The organism is Porcipelethomonas ammoniilytica (assembly GCF_025567485.1).
Taxonomy (GTDB): domain Bacteria; phylum Bacillota; class Clostridia; order Oscillospirales; family Ruminococcaceae; genus Porcipelethomonas; species Porcipelethomonas ammoniilytica.
The window spans coordinates 154780-174064 of sequence record NZ_JAOQKH010000006.1; the positions used below are offsets into that span (position 1 = coordinate 154780).

21 protein-coding genes are annotated in these 19285 nt (G+C 38.5%); 18 read left to right on the plus strand and 3 right to left on the minus strand.

Translation table 11 applies throughout. From position 1 onward, the window contains the following. Window positions 1-13: 13 nt before the first annotated feature. The 14 genes from OCV67_RS06895 to ruvX all read left to right on the plus strand — a co-directional run bounded on the left by OCV67_RS06895 (window position 14) and on the right by ruvX (window position 14430). Complete coding sequence (locus OCV67_RS06895) at window positions 14-2440, plus strand: family 16 glycoside hydrolase (RefSeq protein ID WP_147643249.1); 2427 nt, start codon at window positions 14-16, stop codon at window positions 2438-2440. A gap of 187 nt (window positions 2441-2627) precedes the next feature. Then, window positions 2628-3173 carry a bifunctional pyr operon transcriptional regulator/uracil phosphoribosyltransferase PyrR gene (gene pyrR, locus OCV67_RS06900; RefSeq protein ID WP_147643250.1) on the plus strand — a complete coding sequence of 182 codons (546 nt, stop codon included), beginning with the start codon at window positions 2628-2630 and terminating at the stop codon, window positions 3171-3173. Next, the gene (locus OCV67_RS06905) at window positions 3170-4438 is read left to right on the plus strand and encodes a dihydroorotase (protein ID WP_147643251.1); all 1269 of its coding nucleotides are present in this window, start codon (window positions 3170-3172) and stop codon (window positions 4436-4438) included. Before pyrR ends, OCV67_RS06905 begins: the two co-directional genes overlap by 4 nt. A 20-nt stretch (window positions 4439-4458) precedes the next feature. After that, entirely contained in the window at window positions 4459-5385 is a 927-nt protein-coding gene (pyrF, locus tag OCV67_RS06910; protein WP_147643252.1) for an orotidine-5'-phosphate decarboxylase, read from the plus strand. A 39-nt stretch (window positions 5386-5424) separates the two neighbouring features. Next, window positions 5425-6531: a carbamoyl phosphate synthase small subunit gene (locus OCV67_RS06915; RefSeq protein WP_147643253.1), complete on the plus strand. Its 1107-nt coding sequence runs from the start codon at window positions 5425-5427 to the stop codon at window positions 6529-6531. A gap of 1 nt (window position 6532) precedes the next feature. Then, complete coding sequence (gene carB, locus OCV67_RS06920; RefSeq protein ID WP_147643254.1) at window positions 6533-9727, plus strand: carbamoyl-phosphate synthase large subunit; 3195 nt, start codon at window positions 6533-6535, stop codon at window positions 9725-9727. An 88-nt stretch (window positions 9728-9815) separates the two neighbouring features. Next, on the plus strand, window positions 9816-10325 hold the full coding sequence (locus tag OCV67_RS06925; RefSeq protein WP_147643255.1) for a GNAT family N-acetyltransferase: 510 nt from the start codon (window positions 9816-9818) through the stop codon (window positions 10323-10325). A gap of 22 nt (window positions 10326-10347) precedes the next feature. Beyond that, window positions 10348-10680, plus strand: coding sequence for a TfoX/Sxy family protein (locus OCV67_RS06930; protein WP_147643256.1), 333 nt, complete (start codon window positions 10348-10350; stop codon window positions 10678-10680). A 3-nt stretch (window positions 10681-10683) separates the two neighbouring features. Then, window positions 10684-11190 carry a GNAT family N-acetyltransferase gene (locus OCV67_RS06935; protein ID WP_147643257.1) on the plus strand — a complete coding sequence of 169 codons (507 nt, stop codon included), beginning with the start codon at window positions 10684-10686 and terminating at the stop codon, window positions 11188-11190. A gap of 35 nt (window positions 11191-11225) precedes the next feature. Then, complete coding sequence (locus OCV67_RS06940; RefSeq protein ID WP_147643258.1) at window positions 11226-11600, plus strand: DUF3795 domain-containing protein; 375 nt, start codon at window positions 11226-11228, stop codon at window positions 11598-11600. Window positions 11601-11680: 80 nt separating this feature from the next. Continuing rightward, on the plus strand, window positions 11681-12277 hold the full coding sequence (locus OCV67_RS06945; protein WP_147643259.1) for a type 1 glutamine amidotransferase family protein: 597 nt from the start codon (window positions 11681-11683) through the stop codon (window positions 12275-12277). A 23-nt stretch (window positions 12278-12300) separates the two neighbouring features. After that, window positions 12301-13071, plus strand: coding sequence for a dihydroorotate dehydrogenase electron transfer subunit (locus OCV67_RS06950; RefSeq protein ID WP_147643260.1), 771 nt, complete (start codon window positions 12301-12303; stop codon window positions 13069-13071). Next, a complete protein-coding gene (locus tag OCV67_RS06955) occupies window positions 13071-13982 on the plus strand; it encodes a dihydroorotate dehydrogenase (RefSeq protein ID WP_147643261.1) in 912 nt (303 codons plus the stop codon). The genes OCV67_RS06950 and OCV67_RS06955 overlap by 1 nt, the downstream gene beginning before the upstream one ends. A gap of 10 nt (window positions 13983-13992) precedes the next feature. Next, window positions 13993-14430: a Holliday junction resolvase RuvX gene (ruvX, locus tag OCV67_RS06960; protein WP_147643262.1), complete on the plus strand. Its 438-nt coding sequence runs from the start codon at window positions 13993-13995 to the stop codon at window positions 14428-14430. 2 nt (window positions 14431-14432) lie between these two features. Here ruvX and OCV67_RS06965 read toward each other — a convergent pair whose 3' ends face one another. The 3 genes from OCV67_RS06965 to OCV67_RS06975 are packed head-to-tail and all read right to left on the minus strand — an operon-like array spanning window position 14433 to window position 15352. Beyond that, on the minus strand, window positions 14433-14801 hold the full coding sequence (locus tag OCV67_RS06965; RefSeq protein WP_147643263.1) for a sulfite exporter TauE/SafE family protein: 369 nt from the start codon (window positions 14799-14801) through the stop codon (window positions 14433-14435). Beyond that, window positions 14798-15148: a sulfite exporter TauE/SafE family protein gene (locus tag OCV67_RS06970; protein ID WP_147643264.1), complete on the minus strand. Its 351-nt coding sequence runs from the start codon at window positions 15146-15148 to the stop codon at window positions 14798-14800. The genes OCV67_RS06965 and OCV67_RS06970 overlap by 4 nt, the downstream gene beginning before the upstream one ends. Before the next feature lie 30 nt (window positions 15149-15178). Beyond that, a complete protein-coding gene (locus tag OCV67_RS06975) occupies window positions 15179-15352 on the minus strand; it encodes a hypothetical protein (RefSeq protein WP_178085035.1) in 174 nt (57 codons plus the stop codon). A 174-nt stretch (window positions 15353-15526) separates the two neighbouring features. Here OCV67_RS06975 and OCV67_RS06980 point away from each other — a divergent pair, with 174 nt between their 5' ends. The 4 genes from OCV67_RS06980 (at window position 15527) to OCV67_RS06995 (ending at window position 19227) form a co-directional block, all read left to right on the plus strand. Next, window positions 15527-16381: a dockerin type I repeat-containing protein gene (locus tag OCV67_RS06980; protein ID WP_147643265.1), complete on the plus strand. Its 855-nt coding sequence runs from the start codon at window positions 15527-15529 to the stop codon at window positions 16379-16381. Window positions 16382-16502: 121 nt separating this feature from the next. After that, entirely contained in the window at window positions 16503-17009 is a 507-nt protein-coding gene (locus tag OCV67_RS06985; RefSeq protein WP_147643266.1) for a tRNA (cytidine(34)-2'-O)-methyltransferase, read from the plus strand. A 3-nt stretch (window positions 17010-17012) separates the two neighbouring features. Beyond that, complete coding sequence (locus OCV67_RS06990) at window positions 17013-17885, plus strand: DegV family protein (protein WP_147643267.1); 873 nt, start codon at window positions 17013-17015, stop codon at window positions 17883-17885. Between the two features lie 121 nt (window positions 17886-18006). Next, window positions 18007-19227 carry a phosphoglycerate kinase gene (locus OCV67_RS06995; protein ID WP_147643268.1) on the plus strand — a complete coding sequence of 407 codons (1221 nt, stop codon included), beginning with the start codon at window positions 18007-18009 and terminating at the stop codon, window positions 19225-19227. The last annotated feature ends 58 nt before the right edge of the window (window positions 19228-19285 follow it).

Sequence of the window (19285 nt, forward strand, 5' to 3'; positions counted from 1 at the left end):
ATTGGAGAAAAATATGAATAATTTATATAAAGAAATAGTTATAGACGGCGGCATGATAAGTCATTCGTTTGGACGCTTTCGGGGTCTGGGTGCTGTTTTGGACGGTAAATCTTCTCGTATTCTGGAAGATTACAAGTTTAAAAATCAAAAGTCGTATCAGGAAATAATAGAACTTCTTTTCAGAAAAAAATACGGTGCGGCGCTGTCACATATAAAAATTGAATGTGATTTAAGTGATATTTCATCAGATAGTAACTGTTACCGACACTTTGGTTTTGAAATTGCTTCTGACGCTCTGAATATAAATTCAGATATTTCAATAGAACTGTTTTTTACTGATAACGGTATAATTGATTATACAGAAAAATACAGTATTTATAAAAATATTCTTAATACGGTATATCAAAACTATAGTATAAAAGCGGACTATGTCAGCGTCGGCAATGGTTCAGATTCCGGATGGATAGAATATCTCAGCGGCAGATTAAAAAATGACAAAACATCAAAATATGATTTCAGCAGTATAAAAATTGCCGTATCCGACAGCTTTTCGGACGAAATGGCTGTAAACGAAAATCTTAGAAAATCTGCTGATATAATATTCGGCGGAAATGTGTTGAGCGACAGTACAATCATGCTTAATAAAAAATTTCAGAAAGAAATTTGGAACTCAGAAGGAGCTGCTCCATGTTGCATTTCGAAATATGCGGTTAATGCTGACGGCAGCGGTATTAGCGGTGAAAATTCATTGATTGAAGTAACGGGCAGAATTAACGGAATTTTTAATGCAGGCAGTACAATATATGAATATAAATCTGTTTTATCTGTGTGTGAAGGTGAAAATCCGTGGGGAAGGATTATCAGCGCTGACAAACCGTGGTCGGGATATTTCAGTATCGGCTGCGGCTTGTGGGGTGCGGCACACTTTACTCATTTTGCAGAGAAAAACTGGAAGGTTATATCTTCCGGAAACGGAGAAGAAGCAGGAGATTATTCGGTCTTTGTTTCAGAAAAGGGAGATTATTCCGCAGTATTTGCAAATAATTCGGATAAACCGAAGAAATACAGTATTTGCGTCAGAAACATTGAAAAAGCGGACGCTTTTATTCACTGTGTTGAGACAAAAGGACCGGAAAGCTGTGACAATTATTCTGTAAATTGGTTCAGATTAGTGGATAAGATTATTCCGGTGAAAAAGAATTACGGCTTTGTCTACACTCTTGAAGTAAAGCCTTTTTCAATTATGACTTGTACAACGCTTTCAGTGGAGCATGTAAACGGAATTTATACAGTCAGAAAGCCTGAATGTGAAAATACAGTTTTGAATCTGCCTTATTTCGACAGTTTTAATTATGGAGATGAATTGCTGAAATCAAGGAAAAATATACCTCTTTATACTTTGGATTTATGCGGTAGGTTTGAAATATTGTCTGACGGGGAAGAAAATACTCTTATTCAGATCGCTGAGCCTGATGATAACAGAGATAAAATATTTCCTGTTACGGTACTTGGTGATGATTCATGGTCTGATTATTCGGTAAAAATTGAGGTTAAGCTCTCAGACGAAGATATTTTAAACTATGCGGGAGCAGGCTTGAGGTATCAAATGTCAGGCGATACTGCGGAATGCGGATATCAGCTCAGAATTTATTCCGACAGCCGCTGGCAGCTCAGATACATGGATAATATCCTTGAAGAAGGTATGGCGGATAATATTATCCCAAATGAGTGGAACAGTATAAAGATATCTGCCTGCGGAAGAAGAATAAAGTGTTGTATTAACAAAGTACTTGTCTGCGAGCATGTTGTTTCAGCTCCTTTTGTACTTTCCGGAAAAGTAAGTATATGCAGCGGATACAGCCGTAATATGTTCAGAAACCTTGTTATAAATCCTGTTTTGGGAGCGTTTGAATACAGTATTATGCATGATTGCTTAAACGGTGAATTCGTGTATTCCGGCAGCTGGGTGAAGAACAGTATGGACAGTTGTGAATTTAACAACAGAACCAGCGTCAGTACCGAAACGCCGAATTCATATTTTGAATTTGATTTTATTGGTGAAAGTGTAGCGTTCGCAGGCAAAGCAGAAAATCTTAGACTTAAAATAGAAATAGACGATAAAATTATGGCGGCGGGTATCTTTATAGGTAACTGCGGAGAAAAGGAGATTTTTTACAGTAGGAGCAATATGGAAAATACCAGTCATAAACTAAAGCTTATCGTGCTTTCCGGCAGGCTAGAATTTAACAATGCGCAGACCTTTATATCCGGTCATCATATATTGCCTAAAACTTTAATTAACGGTTCAAGCATAAAAAAAGCTGAGAACGGAAAAACATTAAAAAAGAGCACTCTTTTGATGGGGGCCGGTCTGGCTGCGGCAGGAACGGGTCTGATTCTGTTAAGAAAAGCGCTGAAAAAAGGAAAAAACAAAAAATAAGACATATTTCTTTAAAAAACTGGACAAACGACTCGATATATGTTATAATAATATCCGGTAATCCTTTAAGTTGATCCCGTGAGGTTGACAAGGTGTGCGTAATTAGGTAAAGTATATTTGTATAAGTATATTGTCACGCTTATCTGTCATGGGACGGATAAGCGTTTTTTATATGTGAGGTGGTCGTTTGAAAAGAAAAACCGTTATTATGGATGAAAACAATATGAAGCGTGCTGTAGCGAGAATTACTTATGAAATTTTGGAACGTAATAAGGGTACGGACGATTTGTGCGTTGTGGGTATATTTTCAAGAGGAGTTGCACTTGCTCAGCGGATTGCGTCTAAAATATATGAATTGGAACATGAAAAGATACCATGCGGCGCTTTGGATATTACAGCGTATAGAGACGACAGAAAACCGGCTGATACTTTTGACAGAACCAAAATTGACTTTGATGTAAAAAACAAAAATGTTGTAATAGTAGATGACGTTTTTTATACCGGAAGGAGCACCCGTGCCGCAATAGATGCACTGATAGAAAGGGGCAGACCTAAATCAATTCAGCTTGCCGTTCTCGTGGACAGAGGACACAGAGAGCTTCCGATCAGACCGGATTATGTAGGAAAAAATCTGCCTACCTCACGGGAAGAAAGCGTAAAGGTATCGGTAAATGAAATCGACGGTTCTGACTGTGTCGTGATATTTTCCGTACAGGAAGGAGATATAAAATGAGTTCGCTGCTTCTTAAAAATGTACATGCTGTTGATATAGGAACAGATAAAGTCTGCGATATTTTTATCTCAGATGGAATCATACGTAAAATTGGTGAAAGTATTTTCTGTGATTGTGATAAGGAAATTGATTGCAGCGGTCTGACAGCAATGCCGGCGCTTTTTGATATGCATGTTCACTTCAGAGATCCGGGACTGACTTATAAAGAGGATATTGTAACAGGCTGTAATGCTGCTCTTGCCGGAGGTTTTACAGGAGTGGCTTGTATGCCTAATACAAAGCCTGTTGTTGACAGTGCGCAGACGGTAGACTATATTATTAATAAATCGAAAAATTCCGGAGTGAGCGTTTATCCGGTGGGATGTATCACTGCCGGACTTAAAGGCGAAGAGCTTTGCGATTATAAAATGCTGAAAGCGGCGGGAGCAGTTGCAGTTTCTGATGACGGTCGTCCGGTTGAAAGTCAGACAATGCTTCGAAACGGCATGATAGCCGCAGAAGACGCCGGATTGCTTACAATATCCCATTGTGAAGATCTGAAGATTATAGGTAAGGGAATTATCAATAAAGGTAAAATTTCCGAGGCACTGGGAGTCGAAGGAATGGATAGAAGTTCTGAAGATTCAATTACCGCAAGGGAAATCATGACGGCAGCAAGTACAGGGTGCAGAATTCACATTGCTCATGTAAGTACCAAAGGCAGTGTTGATATTATCAGAAATGCTAAGAAACAGGGAATTAAGGTTACATGTGAAACCTGTCCTCATTATGTTATGCTGACCGATGAAAAACTTCTTTCAAGGGACGCTGATTACAGAATGAATCCTCCGCTTCGTGAGGAAGAGGACAGACTGGCGATTATAGAGGGTATATGTGACGGTACGATCGACTGTATTGTAACGGACCACGCTCCTCATTCTCCGGAAGAAAAATCTGATTTTCTTAAAGCTCCAAATGGTATTGTGGGACTTGAAACTTCTCTTGCGGCAACACTTACGGGTCTTTATCATACGGGAAAAATCAATCTTGAAAAGCTGATCGGTTTAATGTCGGTAAAACCTCGTAAAATTCTTGGACTGCCCATTGAAACAATAACAGTCGGAGCAAAGGCAAATATTGTCCTTGCTGATCTGGACAAGGAATGGACTGTTGATCCCGAAAAATTTAAATCAAAGGGAAGAAATACTGCATTTAAAGGTATGACGCTAAAAGGTAAGCCGGTTGGTACTATTTCAAACGGAGAAATTAAATATTTTGAAAAATAAAATATAAAGGAGTACTGCAAATGTCATTTGACAGACTGATAGCAAAAATAATTGAGACAAAAAATCCTACTGTTGTAGGACTTGATCCTAAGCTTGACTATGTTCCTGAATATATTAAAAATAAGTATTTTGAAGAGGACGGGTTTACCCTTAAAGCTGCGGCCAAGGCTATATTTAAATTTAATCAGAAAATCATTGATGAGATATGTGATATTGTTCCGGCAATTAAGCCGCAGGCGGCTTACTATGAAATGTACGGTCACTATGGAATAAAAACACTTGAAAAAACAATCCGTTATGCAAAGCTGAAGGGTATGTTTGTTATAACAGACGGCAAGCGAAATGATATCGGTGCTACTATGGAGGCTTATACTGCCGCTCATCTGGGCAGTGTGAAAATAAGTGACACAGAATGTGAACCTTTCGGTGCGGATGCACTGACAGTTAACGGATATCTTGGTTCGGACGGTATTAATCCTTTGTTGGAGGTTTGCAAAGAAAAAGACAGGGGCATATTTGTTCTTGTAAAGACTTCTAATAAGTCCAGCGGTGAGCTTCAGGACAAGCTTATTGACGGTATTCCAGTTTATGCTGTTATGGGCGATATGTGCGAGAAGTGGGGAAGCGAACAAATAGGTGAATACGGCTATTCCTCAGTCGGTGCAGTTGTGGGTGCTACTTATCCGGAACAGCTTTCCGAACTGCGAAAAAGGCTTCCTCATACAATGTTTCTGGTACCTGGTTACGGCGCTCAGGGCGGCGGTGCTCAGGGAATAGCAGGTGCATTTGATGAAAACGGTCTGGGAGCAATTGTAAATTCTTCAAGAGCAGTTATGTGTGCATATAAAAATGAAGAAAACTGTTCGGAACAGGATTTTGCAAAGGCTGCGAGAAGAGAAGCGATCAGAATGAGAGAGGATATTACTTCTTATATAAATCTGAAATAATGGATATAAATAAATTTTATCGGTGAAAGGAATGATTAGATGTCCATATTTAATCAAAGTCAAAAGGCTTATCTGCTTTTAGCGGACGGTACTGTTTTTGAAGGCCGCAGCTTCGGTGCAGAGGGTACTGTTATCGGTGAGGTCGTTTTTACGACTAGTCTTACCGGATATCAGGAAACGCTTACCGATCCCAGCTATTACGGTCAGATCGTTACGCAGACATTTCCGCTTATAGGAAATTACGGTGTTAACGACGGAGATTATGAGTCGGCAAGATCTTATGTCAGCGGCTATATTGTAAGGGAATGGTGTAATACTCCGTCTAACTTCCGCTGTCAGGGTAATATAGATACATTTCTTAAGGAACAGAATATTATTGGTATTCATTCTATTGATACACGCTGTCTTACAAGAATTATTCGTGAAGCAGGTGTTATGAACGGTGTTATTACAACTGAAAATGTATATGAGAAAAAAGACGAGCTTTTAAAACAGATAAATGAATATAAAATTACTGATGCTGTAAAAAGCGTTACAAATCCTGAAACAAGAACTTACGGAAGTGAAGATCATAAATACAAAGTGGCACTTTTTGATTTCGGTTACAAGAGAAACATAAGAAATGAACTTGTAAATCGTGGCTGCGAGGTTATTGTTGTACCGGCTAATACTACCGCAGAGCAAATCAAGGAAATTGCTCCGGATGGTATAATGTTTTCAAATGGTCCCGGAGATCCGTCTGAAAACACTGAGGTAATAAAAAACATCAGAGAAATCGCTCAGCTTGGTATTCCGATTTTTGGAATTTGTCTGGGACATCAGCTTATGGCTTTGGCTCATGGAGCAACAACACAAAAGCTGAAATACGGTCACAGAGGTGCAAATCAGCCGGTTATCGACAAGGCTCTGGGAAAAACTTTTGTAACCAGTCAAAACCATGGTTATGCTGTAGTAGGCGAAAGTATGGATCCTGAAATCGGAGAAGTTTCACATATTAATGCAAACGACGGGACATGCGAGGGCATGAGGTATAAAAACATCAATGCTTTTACAGTTCAGTTCCATCCGGAAGCTCACGGCGGTCCGCAGGACACGGCTTACTTATTTGATGAATTTATTGAAATGATTAAAAAGGAGATGCACTGATATGCCTTTAAGACAGGATATTAAAAAAGTACTTGTAATAGGTTCCGGCCCGATTGTTATCGGACAGGCTGCCGAATTTGACTATGCAGGCACTCAGGCATGCCGTGCATTGAAACAGGAAGGACTTGAGGTTGTACTTATAAACTCAAATCCTGCTACAATTATGACAGACAAGGCTATGGCGGATAAGATATATATTGAACCGCTGACTCTTGACGTAGTAAAAAGAATTATTGAAATTGAAAAACCTGACAGCGTTTTATCTACATTGGGCGGACAGACCGGTCTTACTCTTTCCATGCAGCTTGCAGAAGAAGGATTTCTTGATGCTCACAATGTTAAGCTTTTGGGTGCTGATCCTCTGACAATTCACAAGGCTGAGGATAGACAGGCTTTTAAGGATACAATGGAAAAAATCGGCGAACCATGTATTCCTTCAAAGGTTGTTGAAACTATTGAAGATGCCGTTGACTTTGCAAAAGTTATCGGTTATCCTGTAATAGTCCGTCCTGCGTTTACACTTGGCGGTACAGGCGGCGGTATTGCCGAAAATGAAGAACAGCTGAGAGATATTTCCAAAAACGGTCTGAGACTTTCACCTATCACTCAGGTACTTATTGAAAAATGTATCAGCGGCTGGAAAGAAATTGAGTTTGAGGTAATCAGAGACAGTAAGGGAAATGTTATTACAGTATGCTCTATGGAAAACTTTGACCCTGTAGGCGTGCATACGGGTGACAGTATCGTTATTGCGCCTGCCGTTACTCTTTCCGACAGAGAATATCAGATGCTTAGAACAGCGTCTCTGAATATTATTTCAGAACTTAAAGTTGAGGGCGGTTGTAACTGCCAGTTTGCACTGCATCCTGAATCAATGGAATATGCGGTTATAGAAGTAAATCCGAGAGTTTCACGTTCTTCTGCACTTGCTTCAAAGGCTACAGGCTATCCGATCGCAAAGGTTGCTACAAGAATTGCTATCGGCTATACTCTTGATGAAATAATCAATCAGGTTACCGGAAAAACATACGCATGCTTTGAACCAGCGCTTGACTATGTTGTAGTAAAATTCCCTAAATGGGCATTTGACAAGTTTGTTTATGCAAAGCGTACTTTGGGTACTCAGATGAAAGCAACAGGCGAGGTTATGGCAATCGGTACAAGCTTTGAACAGGCAATGATGAAAGCAGTACGTTCAACTGAGCTTGGTGTTGATTCAATGAATATGAAGAAGTTTGCCGACTATTCAACTGAAGAGCTTCTTGAGAAAATCCCTCATGCTGATGATGAAAGAGCATTTCAGGTTTACGAGCTGTTAAAGCGTGACGTTTCTATTGAAAAGCTGCATGAAATCACTCTTATTGACGAATGGTTCCTGGACAAGCTTAAAAATCTGGTGGAACTGGAAAGATGGCTTGCAGATGGTGAGCTTACTGAAGAAAAGTATCTTTTTGCTAAGAAGTTCGGATATCTTGACAGTACAATTGAACGCATGTCAGGGCAGAAATGTCCTCTAAGAAAGAGAGCCGTTTATAAAATGGTTGACACATGCGCAGGCGAATTTAAGGCTGAAACACCTTACTTCTATTCAACCTTTGATGAAGAAAATGAAGCAAAGCAGTTTATTGAAAGAACTGATACTGGAAAGAAAAAGGTTATTGTTTTCGGTTCAGGTCCTATCAGAATCGGTCAGGGTATCGAATTTGACTACTGTTCCGTTCATTGCGTATGGTCCTTGAAAGAAGAGGGGTATGAAGCGGTAATCTGCAACAACAATCCGGAAACAGTTTCCACTGACTTCGATACCGGAGACAGACTGTATTTTGATCCGCTTACAAAAGAGGACGTTGAATCCATTATTGAAACTGAACAGCCTTACGGCGTTGTTGTACAGTTCGGCGGTCAGACGGCTATCAAGCTTACCCGTCATCTTGCGGATATGGGTGTAAATATACTCGGTACTTCAGCTGATAGTATTGACGCAGCAGAAGACAGAGAAAGATTTGACGAATTACTTGAAAAGTGCGAAATTCCTCGTCCGGCAGGATATACTGTCATGACGACAGAGGAAGCTGTCGAAGTTGCAGAAAAGCTTGGATATCCTGTACTGCTCCGTCCTTCATACGTTCTCGGCGGACAGAATATGATCATTGCTCATTCTGAAAAAGATGTAGTTGAGTATATGGGAATTATCACAAGAACCATGATTGAAAATCCTGTTCTTATTGATAAATATATGATGGGCAAGGAAGTTGAAGTTGACGCTATTTGTGATGGCACTGATTTCTTGATTCCGGGAATTATGGAGCATATTGAGCGTGCCGGAGTTCATTCGGGTGACTCAATTTCAGTATACCCTGCCCAGACATTATCTCCGGAAATTGTAGATACCATAATTGACTATACAAAGAAGCTTGCTTTTGAACTGAAAGTAATCGGTCTTGTAAATATTCAGTATGTTGTTTATAATAATGAAGTATATGTAATTGAAGTTAATCCGCGTTCCTCAAGAACAGTACCGTATATCAGTAAGGTTACAGGTATTCCTATGGTGGATATCGCAACTAAAATTATGCTGGGATCAAGTCTTAAGGAACAAGGTTACGAAAGCGGACTTTATAAAAAGAGCAAGTATGTTGCTGTTAAGGTTCCGGTATTCTCATTTGAAAAGCTACAGGACGTTGATACTATGCTTGGTCCTGAGATGAAATCTACAGGCGAATGTTTGGGCATTGCGGAAACATTTGAGGACGCATTGCTGAAAGGTCTTGTTGCTGCCGGATATGACCTCAAGAAAGAGGGCGGTGTGCTGATTTCAGTAAGAGATACGGACAAGCAGGAAATTATTGCCGTTGCGGACAAGTTTGCTCAGATGGGCTTTGAACTTTACGGTACAAGCGGTACGGCAAGCACACTTAATAAGAATATGATCGCTACAAATCTTGTAAATAAGATATCTGAAGATACAGAACCTAACGTACTTTCACTTCTTGAAAGCGGAAAGATTCACTATGTAATTTCTACATCTGAAAAGGGAAGACTTCCGGCTAGAGATAGTGTTAAAATGCGCCGTAAATCTGTAGAGCGTTCGATTTGCAGTCTGACTGCTATTGATACTGCCAAGGCTCTTGCAAACGTACTTATGACAAACAGATCTATCGACGATGTTGAAATGATTGATATTACAAAAATATAAACTTTAGGGCGGAATTTTATTCCGCCTGAAAGTTTAATTAGAACATGTAAAAGTATACTTAAAAGGTGCAAATTATGGGAGTTGTATAATGATATTGGAAACTGAAAGAACTTATTTGAGGAAAATTGAGCAATCCGATTTCAATGCACTTTGTAAAATTCTACAGGATAAAGAAGTTATGTATGCATATGAACATGCGTTTAGTTGTGAAGAAGTGCAGGAATGGCTTGATAAACAGCTCAAAAGGTATAATGAAGACGGATTTGGACTTTGGGCTGTGATTTTAAAGGATACTGATGAAATTATTGGTCAGTGTGGAATTACAATGCAGGAATATAAAAATAAAAAAGTTCCTGAAATAGGTTATCTTTTTCAAAAGGCTTTTTGGCATCAAGGGTATGCAGCGGAAACAGCAGTCGCATGTAAGGAATATGCATTTAATGTTTTGAATATTGACGAAGTTTATTCGATTATACGTGATAATAATATTACTTCTCAAAATGTAGCTAAGAAAAATGGTATGACAATTAAAGATGAATTTGTCAAGCATTATAATGGTATGGACATGCTGCATTATGTTTTTTCGGTGAAGAAGTAATAAATTGTTTAAGGAGGTTTATATGTCTACAAGCAAGGAATACTTAAATTTTGTATTGGAACAGTTATCCGAATTAGAAGAAATTTCACATCGTGCCATGATGGGTGAATATATAATCTATTATCGTGGAAAAATTGCAGGCGGAATTTATGATAACAGATTATTGATCAAGCCTACGGAATCTGCAAAATCAGTTATGCCTACAGTAACCTATGAAATACCGTATAAGGGTGCAAAGGAAATGCTGTTGGTTGACAATCTGGATGACAAGGAATTTTTAAAGAAATTATTTGAAGCTATGTATGATGAACTGCCGGAGAAAAAAGTTAAAAAGAAAATACAAACTAAGGAGTAATAAATGAAAATTGAAATAAAACCGTTTTGCATGGAATATGCAGCAGAGCTGTCAAAGGCTTTGAATAACAAGAAAATACTTGATAATCTCAGAGACGGTATTTCTTATCCCTATACTGTAAAAGATGCCGAGGATTATATCAGTTTTATACTTGATTCGGATAAAAACAGTACTTATGTTTTTGCTGTTTGTGCAGATAATAAAGTGATAGGTACTGTAGGTGCTTTTAGGGGAAGTAATATTCATTTCAGGACGGCTGAGCTTGGTTACTATATTGCAGAATCGTACTGGGGAAAAGGAATTATGACCGAAGCAGTTGCTCAGATATGTAATTATATTTTTGAAAATACTGATATTATCAGAATTTATGCTGAACCTTTTTCATACAATATTGGTTCATGTAAGGTTCTTGAAAAAAATGGTTTTATATGCGAAGGTATTTTAAGAAAGAATGCAGTTAAAAACGGAAAAGTTATTGATATGAAAATGTATTCAAAAGTAAAAGGATAATTTTCTTTATATCTGATTCAATGAGGTGAATTGTTTTGAAAAGAGAACTTGGTATAGCAAGATGCGGACTTGCTTGTTGTTTGTGTGCAGAGAATACTCATTGTACAGGCTGTAATTCGGGAGAATGTCCTGACAAAGAATGGTGTGAAAACAGGAAATGTTCAATTGAAAAGGAAATAAGTCATTGTTATGAATGCAATGAGGACTGTAAAAGAGGATTGTTGAAAAAAATTAAACCATACGCATTTACACTGTTCATTAAAAGATATGGTGAAGAATATTTGTTGGATTGCCTTGAATCTAATGAGAAAATGGGGATAGTGTATCATCGTGAAGGGATTACAGGAGATTATGATAATTTTACAGATTTGGAAGAACTAATAGAATTTATCAAAACAGGAAAGCGTTGAATTTAATTTTGCAGAAAATAAACACCAAAAAAGATATACAAAATACATATTGATTAAATTTGTTAAAGGAGCAAAGTTTCATGAAAAAAATTATGTTTGTTATACTGGAGCAATATGCCGATTGGGAAGCTGCTTATCTGTCATCGGCGATATATATGCTAGGACAAGGTAAATTTGTAGTCAAAACAGTGTCATTGACAAAGGATATTGTTACGTCTATAGGCGGTTTTCATACAGTACCTGATTATGATATTCATTCTGTTACCGAAGACTATGAGGCTTTAATTCTGATTGGCGGAATGACATGGAGAAATGAAAATGCACAGCAAGTTAAAATGTTAGTAGAAAAATGCGTTGAAAACGGAAAAATTTTAGCAGGTATTTGTGACGCTTCTGCATTTTTAGGAACTGTTGGAGTGTTAAACAATGTCAATCATACCAGTAATGACTTGAATGATTTGAAACAATGGGCAGGCAGTGCATATACAGGAGAAGAAAAGTACATTAAAAAACAGGCGGTAAGCGATAAGAATATTGTTACTGCAAACGGTACGGCAGCGCTGGAATTTGCAAGAGAAGTAATGCTGACTTTAAAAATCGCAGAAGAAAATAAAATTATTGAATGGTATAATTTTCATAAGCTGGGTTGTTATAATGCGCCTATGCCGAAGATGTAAATTTATTATGAAAGGAAAGATATATGAAGTACACACAGGGAAAATATCAGGTTTTAGAAAAAAAAGCGTTGGCAAAGGATATTTTCAGTATTGTTATCCTTTGCCCTGAAATCGCACAGGTCGCTGTTCCCGGACAGTTTGTTCACATTCTGCCGGAGGGCTGTACTTTAAGACGTCCCATTTCGATTTGTGATATTGATAAAGAAAAAGGAACACTGAGAATAGTATTTATTGTAAAAGGGGACGGTACTAAGCAGATTGCTGAAATAAATGAGGGCAGTCTTATTGATATGCTTGCACCTCTTGGTCACGGTTTTACAGTAGACGAGTCTTTCAAAAAGGTTGTGCTTGTTGGCGGAGGAATCGGTACTCCTCCTATGCTGCCTTTGGCGAAAATTTACGGAGAAAAAGCTACAGTAATTTCAGGTTTCAGAAGTGCGGAAGCTGTAATTTTGCAGGAAGATTTCAAAAAGACAGGTGCTGAAACTATTTTATGCACTGATGACGGAACTACAGGCAGAAAGGGTTTTGTTACAGAACCTCTTAAAGAACTTCTTGAACAGGGAAGTATTGACGCAGTTTATGCATGCGGTCCTATGCCTATGCTGAAAAATATTGCCTCACTTGCAGACCAAACAAATGTTTACTGTGAAGTTTCACTTGAAGAAAGAATGGGCTGCGGAATCGGTGCATGTCTGGTATGTGCATGTAAAACCAAAAAAGACGGTGAGGAGCATTTTGCACATGTATGTAAAAACGGTCCTGTATTTAATGCAAAGGAGGTAATCTGGTAATGGCTGATTTATCTGTTAAAATAGCCGGAGTGGAATTTAAAAATCCGGTAATTCCTGCATCGGGAGTTTTTGGTTACGGTCGTGAATATGAGGAGCTTTTTCCGCTCTCAAAACTGGGCGGCATTGCAACAAAGGGCACTACTATAACAAAGCGTAACGGTAATCTTTCTCCGAGAATTGCTGAAACTCCATCGGGTATGCTCAATTCTGTGGGTTTGCAGAATCCCGGCATTGATAAATTTATTTCGGAAGAACTTCCTAATCTTATGACAAAAGATACAGTTATACTTGCAAATATTGCGGGTTCTACAGCGGATGAGTGCGTAGAAATTGCAAGAAAACTTGATGAAACAGACGTTCACATGATAGAGCTTAATATTTCTTGTCCTAACGTTAAGCAGGGAGGAATGGCTTTTGGAGCGACATGCGATGGAGCTGCCGGTATTACTAAGCGAGTAAGACAGGCAACTAAAAAACCTCTTGTTGTCAAGCTGTCACCAAATGTTACAAGTATTGCAGAAATTGCAAAATCTGTTGAAGCCGAGGGAGCAGACGCTCTTTCACTGATAAATACAGTTCTGGGAATGAGGATTGATATTAATACAAAAAGACCGATACTAAAAAACAATATGGGAGGAATGTCCGGTCCGGCAATACTGCCAATTGCTGTAAGAATGGTTTGGCAGACAGCTAATGCTGTTAATATTCCGATTATTGGCATGGGCGGTATTTCAAGCGGCAATGACGCTGTTGAAATGATGATGGCAGGTGCCAGCGCAGTACAGGTAGGAGCTGCTATTTTCACTGATCCTTATGCTCCTATTAAGATTATAGACGGTATAAACGATTACCTTGACAGTAATAATATTAAGTCTGTTAATGAAATAATCGGTTCAGTTCAGCCGTGGTAGGAGATATAAGATGAAAATTATGGCTGTTGATTTTGGAGATTCCCGAACAGGTATTGCATGCTGTGACAAATCAGAAATGCTTGCATCTCCTGTTTGTGTTATAAATGAAAGAGACTTTGAAGAGTGCATAAAAAAAACCGCTCGGACGGCGGTTGAAAATAAAGCTGATATTATAGTAGTGGGATATCCTAAAAATATGAATAATACGCTTGGCGACCGTGCCGAAAAATGTCAGCTTTTTGCTGAAAAGCTTAAGGAGCTAACCGGAAAACCCGTTGAACTTTGGGATGAAAGAAATACTACCGTTTCGGCACACAATTACCTGAACGTAACAAATACAAGAGGGAAAAAACGCAAGGCTGTGGTTGACGCTGTTGCGGCGACAATTATTCTTGAAAGCTATATGGGATACCGTAAAAACAGCGGTAAAAGTATTAATGAACTTTAGTTTTATTTTTCTGACTTTTCAGTTTTAGAGAATAATTCTTTAACGCCTGTTATCAGCACAAAAACTGCAAATATTTTAGTTAGATAATCATTGCCGATGCTTTTGGCAATGTAGGTTCCGGCAACTGCGCTCAAAACGCCGCAGATAATTGCCGGAACTATTTTTTTCCATTTTACCAGCTTATTTTTAGTATGAATAATAAGTGCCGCTGCCGCTATGGGAATGAAAAAAAGCAAATTTACTCCCTGAGCAGTCAGTTGTTCCATACCCGCAATGAGCGTCATGTAAAGGATAAGTATCATTCCGCCGCCTAGTCCCATAGACGCAAGAATTCCTGTTAAAAAAGCCGAAATATAAAATAATATATTCATTTGCAAAGTAATCTTACTCCCGAAATTATTAATATTACGCCGAAAGCCTTTTTTAGATATTTAGACGGTATTTTTTTCATAAAAAATCCGCCGAGCAACGATCCTGCAAGACCGACAGCAATAACTATCAGAGTATCTGTAAAAATATCCTTGATGATATTGTAATAAAAGATACTGCTGACAATACTTAGCGGAAGGGTAAGCGCAATAGAAGTGGCGTGGGCTTCCTTTGTACTGAGTCCGGATTTTTTCAGCATAGGAACTGCAATAATTCCTCCTCCTGATCCGAACAGACCGTTAGCCAGACCGGTAATGATACCTAGAATGTAAAAATAAAATTTACCCACGCCGTCCTCCTGAAATTTATAAACTGATTTTTATCCGATCATTGACGAAAAGCAGTCTACTGCACTACCAAAAGCTTTTATAGCTTTACCTGTACTTTTTTTTAGCATTTTCTTTTTTCTGTCAGGCGACTTAGCAACCATATAAAATGCCGTACCTGCCATCATTCCAACAGCAGCGCCCTTTATCATTGGTTTGATTTCCATTTTTATTTTCACTCCTTAGATTAATTTGCAAAATTATTATTTGCTTGTATTACAGTAAAATTCAATATATATTTAACCAATTTTTTCCAAATACTTTACGAAACAATATATGGATTGACATAAAATAAATAATATAGTATAATATTACTGTAATAAAAAATATGGAGGATTTTGGTGAATATTGGAAAAAGATTTTTAAATGTCTTATTGTCTGTTGTACTGATTCTGTACAGCTTGTTTTCGGTTCAGCTGATAAGCGTGTCGGCAGAAGAAAAATCAAATGCTAAGGAAAGCAATCTGACTGAAGCTGTTTTGCCGGAATTGATTACATCAATTTCGAAAAGCGTTTCGAATACTTATATACTGTTGGGATCTAAAGCTATTTATAAAGAAGCGAAGGTAGGTAATGTTACTGTAAAGTGCGGAGAAAAAGTTGTCGTTCCGCTGGAACTGGATTCAATTAACAACAGCGCAACGGTAGTCGTGTCGTTACCAGAGGGGGTTACTTGTGAAAAGGTTGTTGATAATTTGGGAAATCCGCTTAAAACAGTAAACAATAATTCAACCTCAGAATTTACCATGACTGATACAAAAGCTTTTATAACTTATTCAGTTGATAAAAATCTTACTGACGGAGAATATAATATAAAATATAATATAATTGGGAATTATTATAGCGAGATTTATGAAGTGTTCGGAGGAGGTTTTACAGTAACAGGTAATTTTGCGGAAACGACTCCGACAGTTACAACATATACAGAAACAAAAACAACAACTACTGTTACGTCAGTAAACGAACTGCCTGTAGTTCCTATAAAACCGGTAAAAGGGGACGCCAACGGAGACGGTAAACTGCGTGCAAGCGATGCGGCATTTATTGCCAAAACATTGGCTGAAGCATCAATTGCAGGTAAAAAAATAAACCTTGAAGATTACCCCAATGCCGATTTTAATGAGGACGGGAAAATAACGGCTGCTGATGCAGCAGCAATTGCAAAATATCTTGCAGAACAAAGCATTAAAAAATAAAAATAGCGGACGTTAAAAGCGTCCGTTTTTTCATAAAAAATATATTTATAAATATTGAAATTAATGTGCTTTTTTGGTATAATAAAATTTATAGGCTATTTATAAATGAACGGAGCATAAAATGAAAAATCTAAATATTGTACTTGTGGAACCGCAGATTCCTCAGAATACCGGTAACATTTCGAGAACCTGTGCCGTAACAGGCGCAAAGCTTCATCTTATAAAACCTTTTGGATTTGAAATTACTGATAAACATCTTAAAAGAGCCGGTCTGGACTACTGGGATAAACTGGATATATATTACTATGAAAATTTAAAGGACTTTTTTGAACAAAATGAAGGAGAGTATTATTACTTTACCACAAAAGGAAAGCATGTATACAGTGATGTTGATTATCCTGACGATGCGTATCTGATTTTTGGACGTGAAGATAAAGGACTGAACGAAGACCTGCTTTATGAAAATCCGGAAAGATGTGTAAGAATACCAATGCGCAGTGATTTAAGGAGTCTGAACCTTTCAAATTCGGCTGCAATTGCAGTTTATGAAGTTTTAAGGCAATGGGATTTTCCCGATTTGTCAAGAGAAGGTCAGCTGACAAAATATAGATGGCAGAAAGAAGGCTGAATAATGCAGAAAATTAAAATTTTGACTGATTCTACCTGCGATATTCCAAAGGAAGAAGAAAAAAGACTGGGGATAAAAATTATGTGTTTTCCGGTCACAGTGGATGGCGTATCTTATAGGGAGAGACAAGATTTTTCCAATGCGGAATTTTATAAAATGATGGATAATGCAAAGGAAATGCCTACAACCTCACAGCTTACGGCGTATGAGATCCTTGAAGTGTATAAGGAGCTTTACAGCGAGGGTTGGACCGATGTAATACATGTTACAATTTCATCAACCGGTTCTGCAACATATAATAATGCACTTTCTGCAGCTCAGACATTCAAGGAAGAGGTACTGAGCAAAGATGGTCCGAAAATGAGGATACATGTTGTAGACTCTAAGAATTATACGGGCGTGTACGGTTATCCTGTAATGCAGGCAGCGCTTAAAGCGCAGAAAGGCGCTACGTCGGATGAGATTATTGATTATCTTCATGAGTGGCTGGATAGGGCAGAGGTTCACTTTGTTCCTATGACGCTGAAATATGTAAAAAGATCCGGACGTGTAACAGCGGCGGCTTTTGCAGGAGAACTTCTGGGACTGCGTCCTCTTATAAAAATTGTTGGGGGAGTATCAACTGTTGTTGAAAAAATCAGAGGTGAAAAAAATATCATACCGAAGCTTCTGGCAGACGCAGAACAGTATATGACCCCTCAAACGCCTTATCTTATAGTGAGCGGAAGCGATAAAACTCTTCCTAAGATTCTGGAACAGGCAATGACGGAAAAGTTCGGCTATCCTCCGGAATATATGGTTGAAATCGGCGCTGCTATAGCATGTAATGCAGGACATAATGTGGTAGGATTTGTAATCAAGGGCGGTCACAAGTAAAAAAATATATGTTTTCAAAAAAACTATTGCAAATTACCGGAAAATAGTGTAAAATAAAAATAATGGTTGTTAAAATAATAACAGCATTATTTTGTATTAAATGAAAGGATGTTTATTTAACATGGCAGGTTTAAACAAGGTTTCAGTTGACGACATTAACGTAAAAGGTAAAAAGGTTCTCGTAAGAGTTGATTTTAACGTTCCTCTCAAGGACGGTGTTATCACAAACGATAACAGAATTCAGGCAGCTCTGCCTACAATTAAAAAGCTTATTGCCGACGGCGGAAAGGTTGTTCTTTGTTCACATCTGGGCAAGCCTAAGAACGGTCCGGAAGATAAATTCTCATTGGCTCCGGCTGCAAAGCGTCTTGCAGAACTTGTTGATACAAATGTAATTTTCGCTAAGGACGATACAGTTGTAGGCGATAATGCTAAGAAGGCTGTTGCTGAAATGAAGGACGGCGAGATCGTTGTTCTTGAAAATACAAGATTCAGAGGTGCAGACGAAACTAAGAACGGCGAAAACCTTGCTAAGGAACTTGCTGACTTAGTTGACGGCGAAGTATTTGTAATGGACGCTTTTGGTTCAGCTCACAGAGCTCACGCTTCAACAGCAGGCGTTACAAAGTTTGTTAAGGAAACAGCTGTTGGTTACCTTATGCAGAAGGAAATCAAATACCTAGGCAATGCGGTTGAAGTTCCTGAAAGACCTTTCGTTGCAATTCTCGGCGGCGCTAAGGTTGCTGATAAGCTCAATGTAATTTCAAATCTGCTTGAAAAGTGCGATACACTTATTATCGGCGGCGGTATGGCTTACACATTTTTAAAGGCTAAGGGCTATGAAGTAGGCAGCTCACTGGTTGATATGGAAAAGGTTGACTACTGTAAGGAAATGATGGCAAAGGCTGATAGTTTAGGCAAGAAGCTTCTTCTTCCTGTTGATACAGCTGTTACAGCTTCATTCCCTGATCCGATTGACGCTGAAATTTCAGTAGAATATGTAGATTCTGACAAGATTCCTGCTGACAAAATGGGACTTGATATTGGTCCTAAAACTCAGGAACTGTTCGCTGAAGCTGCAAAGACAGCTAAAACAGTTGTATGGAACGGTCCTATGGGCGTATTTGAAAACCCTGTACTTGCTAAGGGTACAATCGCTGTAGCTAAGGCTCTTGCTGAAACAGACGCTACAACAATTATCGGCGGTGGTGACTCCGCAGCGGCAGTTATGCAGCTTGGTTTTGCAGACAAGATGAGCCATATTTCAACAGGCGGCGGCGCTTCACTTGAATACCTCGAAGGTAAGGTACTTCCAGGCGTTGACGTTATTGCTGATAAATAAGATTTAAATTGGAGAACAAGGCTTTCCTTGTTCTCTTTACTGTAAAAATAAACTTTTA

Bases quoted from the DNA above. Each gene is read 5' to 3' on its own strand.
- OCV67_RS06950 (WP_147643260.1), top strand. From the start codon at position 12,301: ATGAAGTACACACAGGGAAAATATCAGGTTTTAGAAAAAAAAGCGTTG.
- OCV67_RS06925 (WP_147643255.1), top strand. From the start codon at position 9,816: ATGATATTGGAAACTGAAAGAACTTATTTGAGGAAAATTGAGCAATCC.
- OCV67_RS06905 (WP_147643251.1), top strand. From the start codon at position 3,170: ATGAGTTCGCTGCTTCTTAAAAATGTACATGCTGTTGATATAGGAACA.
- OCV67_RS06945 (WP_147643259.1), top strand. From the start codon at position 11,681: ATGAAAAAAATTATGTTTGTTATACTGGAGCAATATGCCGATTGGGAA.
- OCV67_RS06930 (WP_147643256.1), top strand. From the start codon at position 10,348: ATGTCTACAAGCAAGGAATACTTAAATTTTGTATTGGAACAGTTATCC.
- OCV67_RS06955 (WP_147643261.1), top strand. From the start codon at position 13,071: ATGGCTGATTTATCTGTTAAAATAGCCGGAGTGGAATTTAAAAATCCG.
- pyrF (WP_147643252.1), top strand. From the start codon at position 4,459: ATGTCATTTGACAGACTGATAGCAAAAATAATTGAGACAAAAAATCCT.
- OCV67_RS06915 (WP_147643253.1), top strand. From the start codon at position 5,425: ATGTCCATATTTAATCAAAGTCAAAAGGCTTATCTGCTTTTAGCGGAC.
- OCV67_RS06895 (WP_147643249.1), top strand. From the start codon at position 14: ATGAATAATTTATATAAAGAAATAGTTATAGACGGCGGCATGATAAGT.
- carB (WP_147643254.1), top strand. From the start codon at position 6,533: ATGCCTTTAAGACAGGATATTAAAAAAGTACTTGTAATAGGTTCCGGC.
- ruvX (WP_147643262.1), top strand. From the start codon at position 13,993: ATGAAAATTATGGCTGTTGATTTTGGAGATTCCCGAACAGGTATTGCA.
- OCV67_RS06990 (WP_147643267.1), top strand. From the start codon at position 17,013: ATGCAGAAAATTAAAATTTTGACTGATTCTACCTGCGATATTCCAAAG.
- OCV67_RS06935 (WP_147643257.1), top strand. From the start codon at position 10,684: ATGAAAATTGAAATAAAACCGTTTTGCATGGAATATGCAGCAGAGCTG.
- OCV67_RS06985 (WP_147643266.1), top strand. From the start codon at position 16,503: ATGAAAAATCTAAATATTGTACTTGTGGAACCGCAGATTCCTCAGAAT.
- OCV67_RS06975 (WP_178085035.1), bottom strand. From the start codon at position 15,352: ATGGAAATCAAACCAATGATAAAGGGCGCTGCTGTTGGAATGATGGCA.
- OCV67_RS06965 (WP_147643263.1), bottom strand. From the start codon at position 14,801: ATGAATATATTATTTTATATTTCGGCTTTTTTAACAGGAATTCTTGCG.
- OCV67_RS06995 (WP_147643268.1), top strand. From the start codon at position 18,007: ATGGCAGGTTTAAACAAGGTTTCAGTTGACGACATTAACGTAAAAGGT.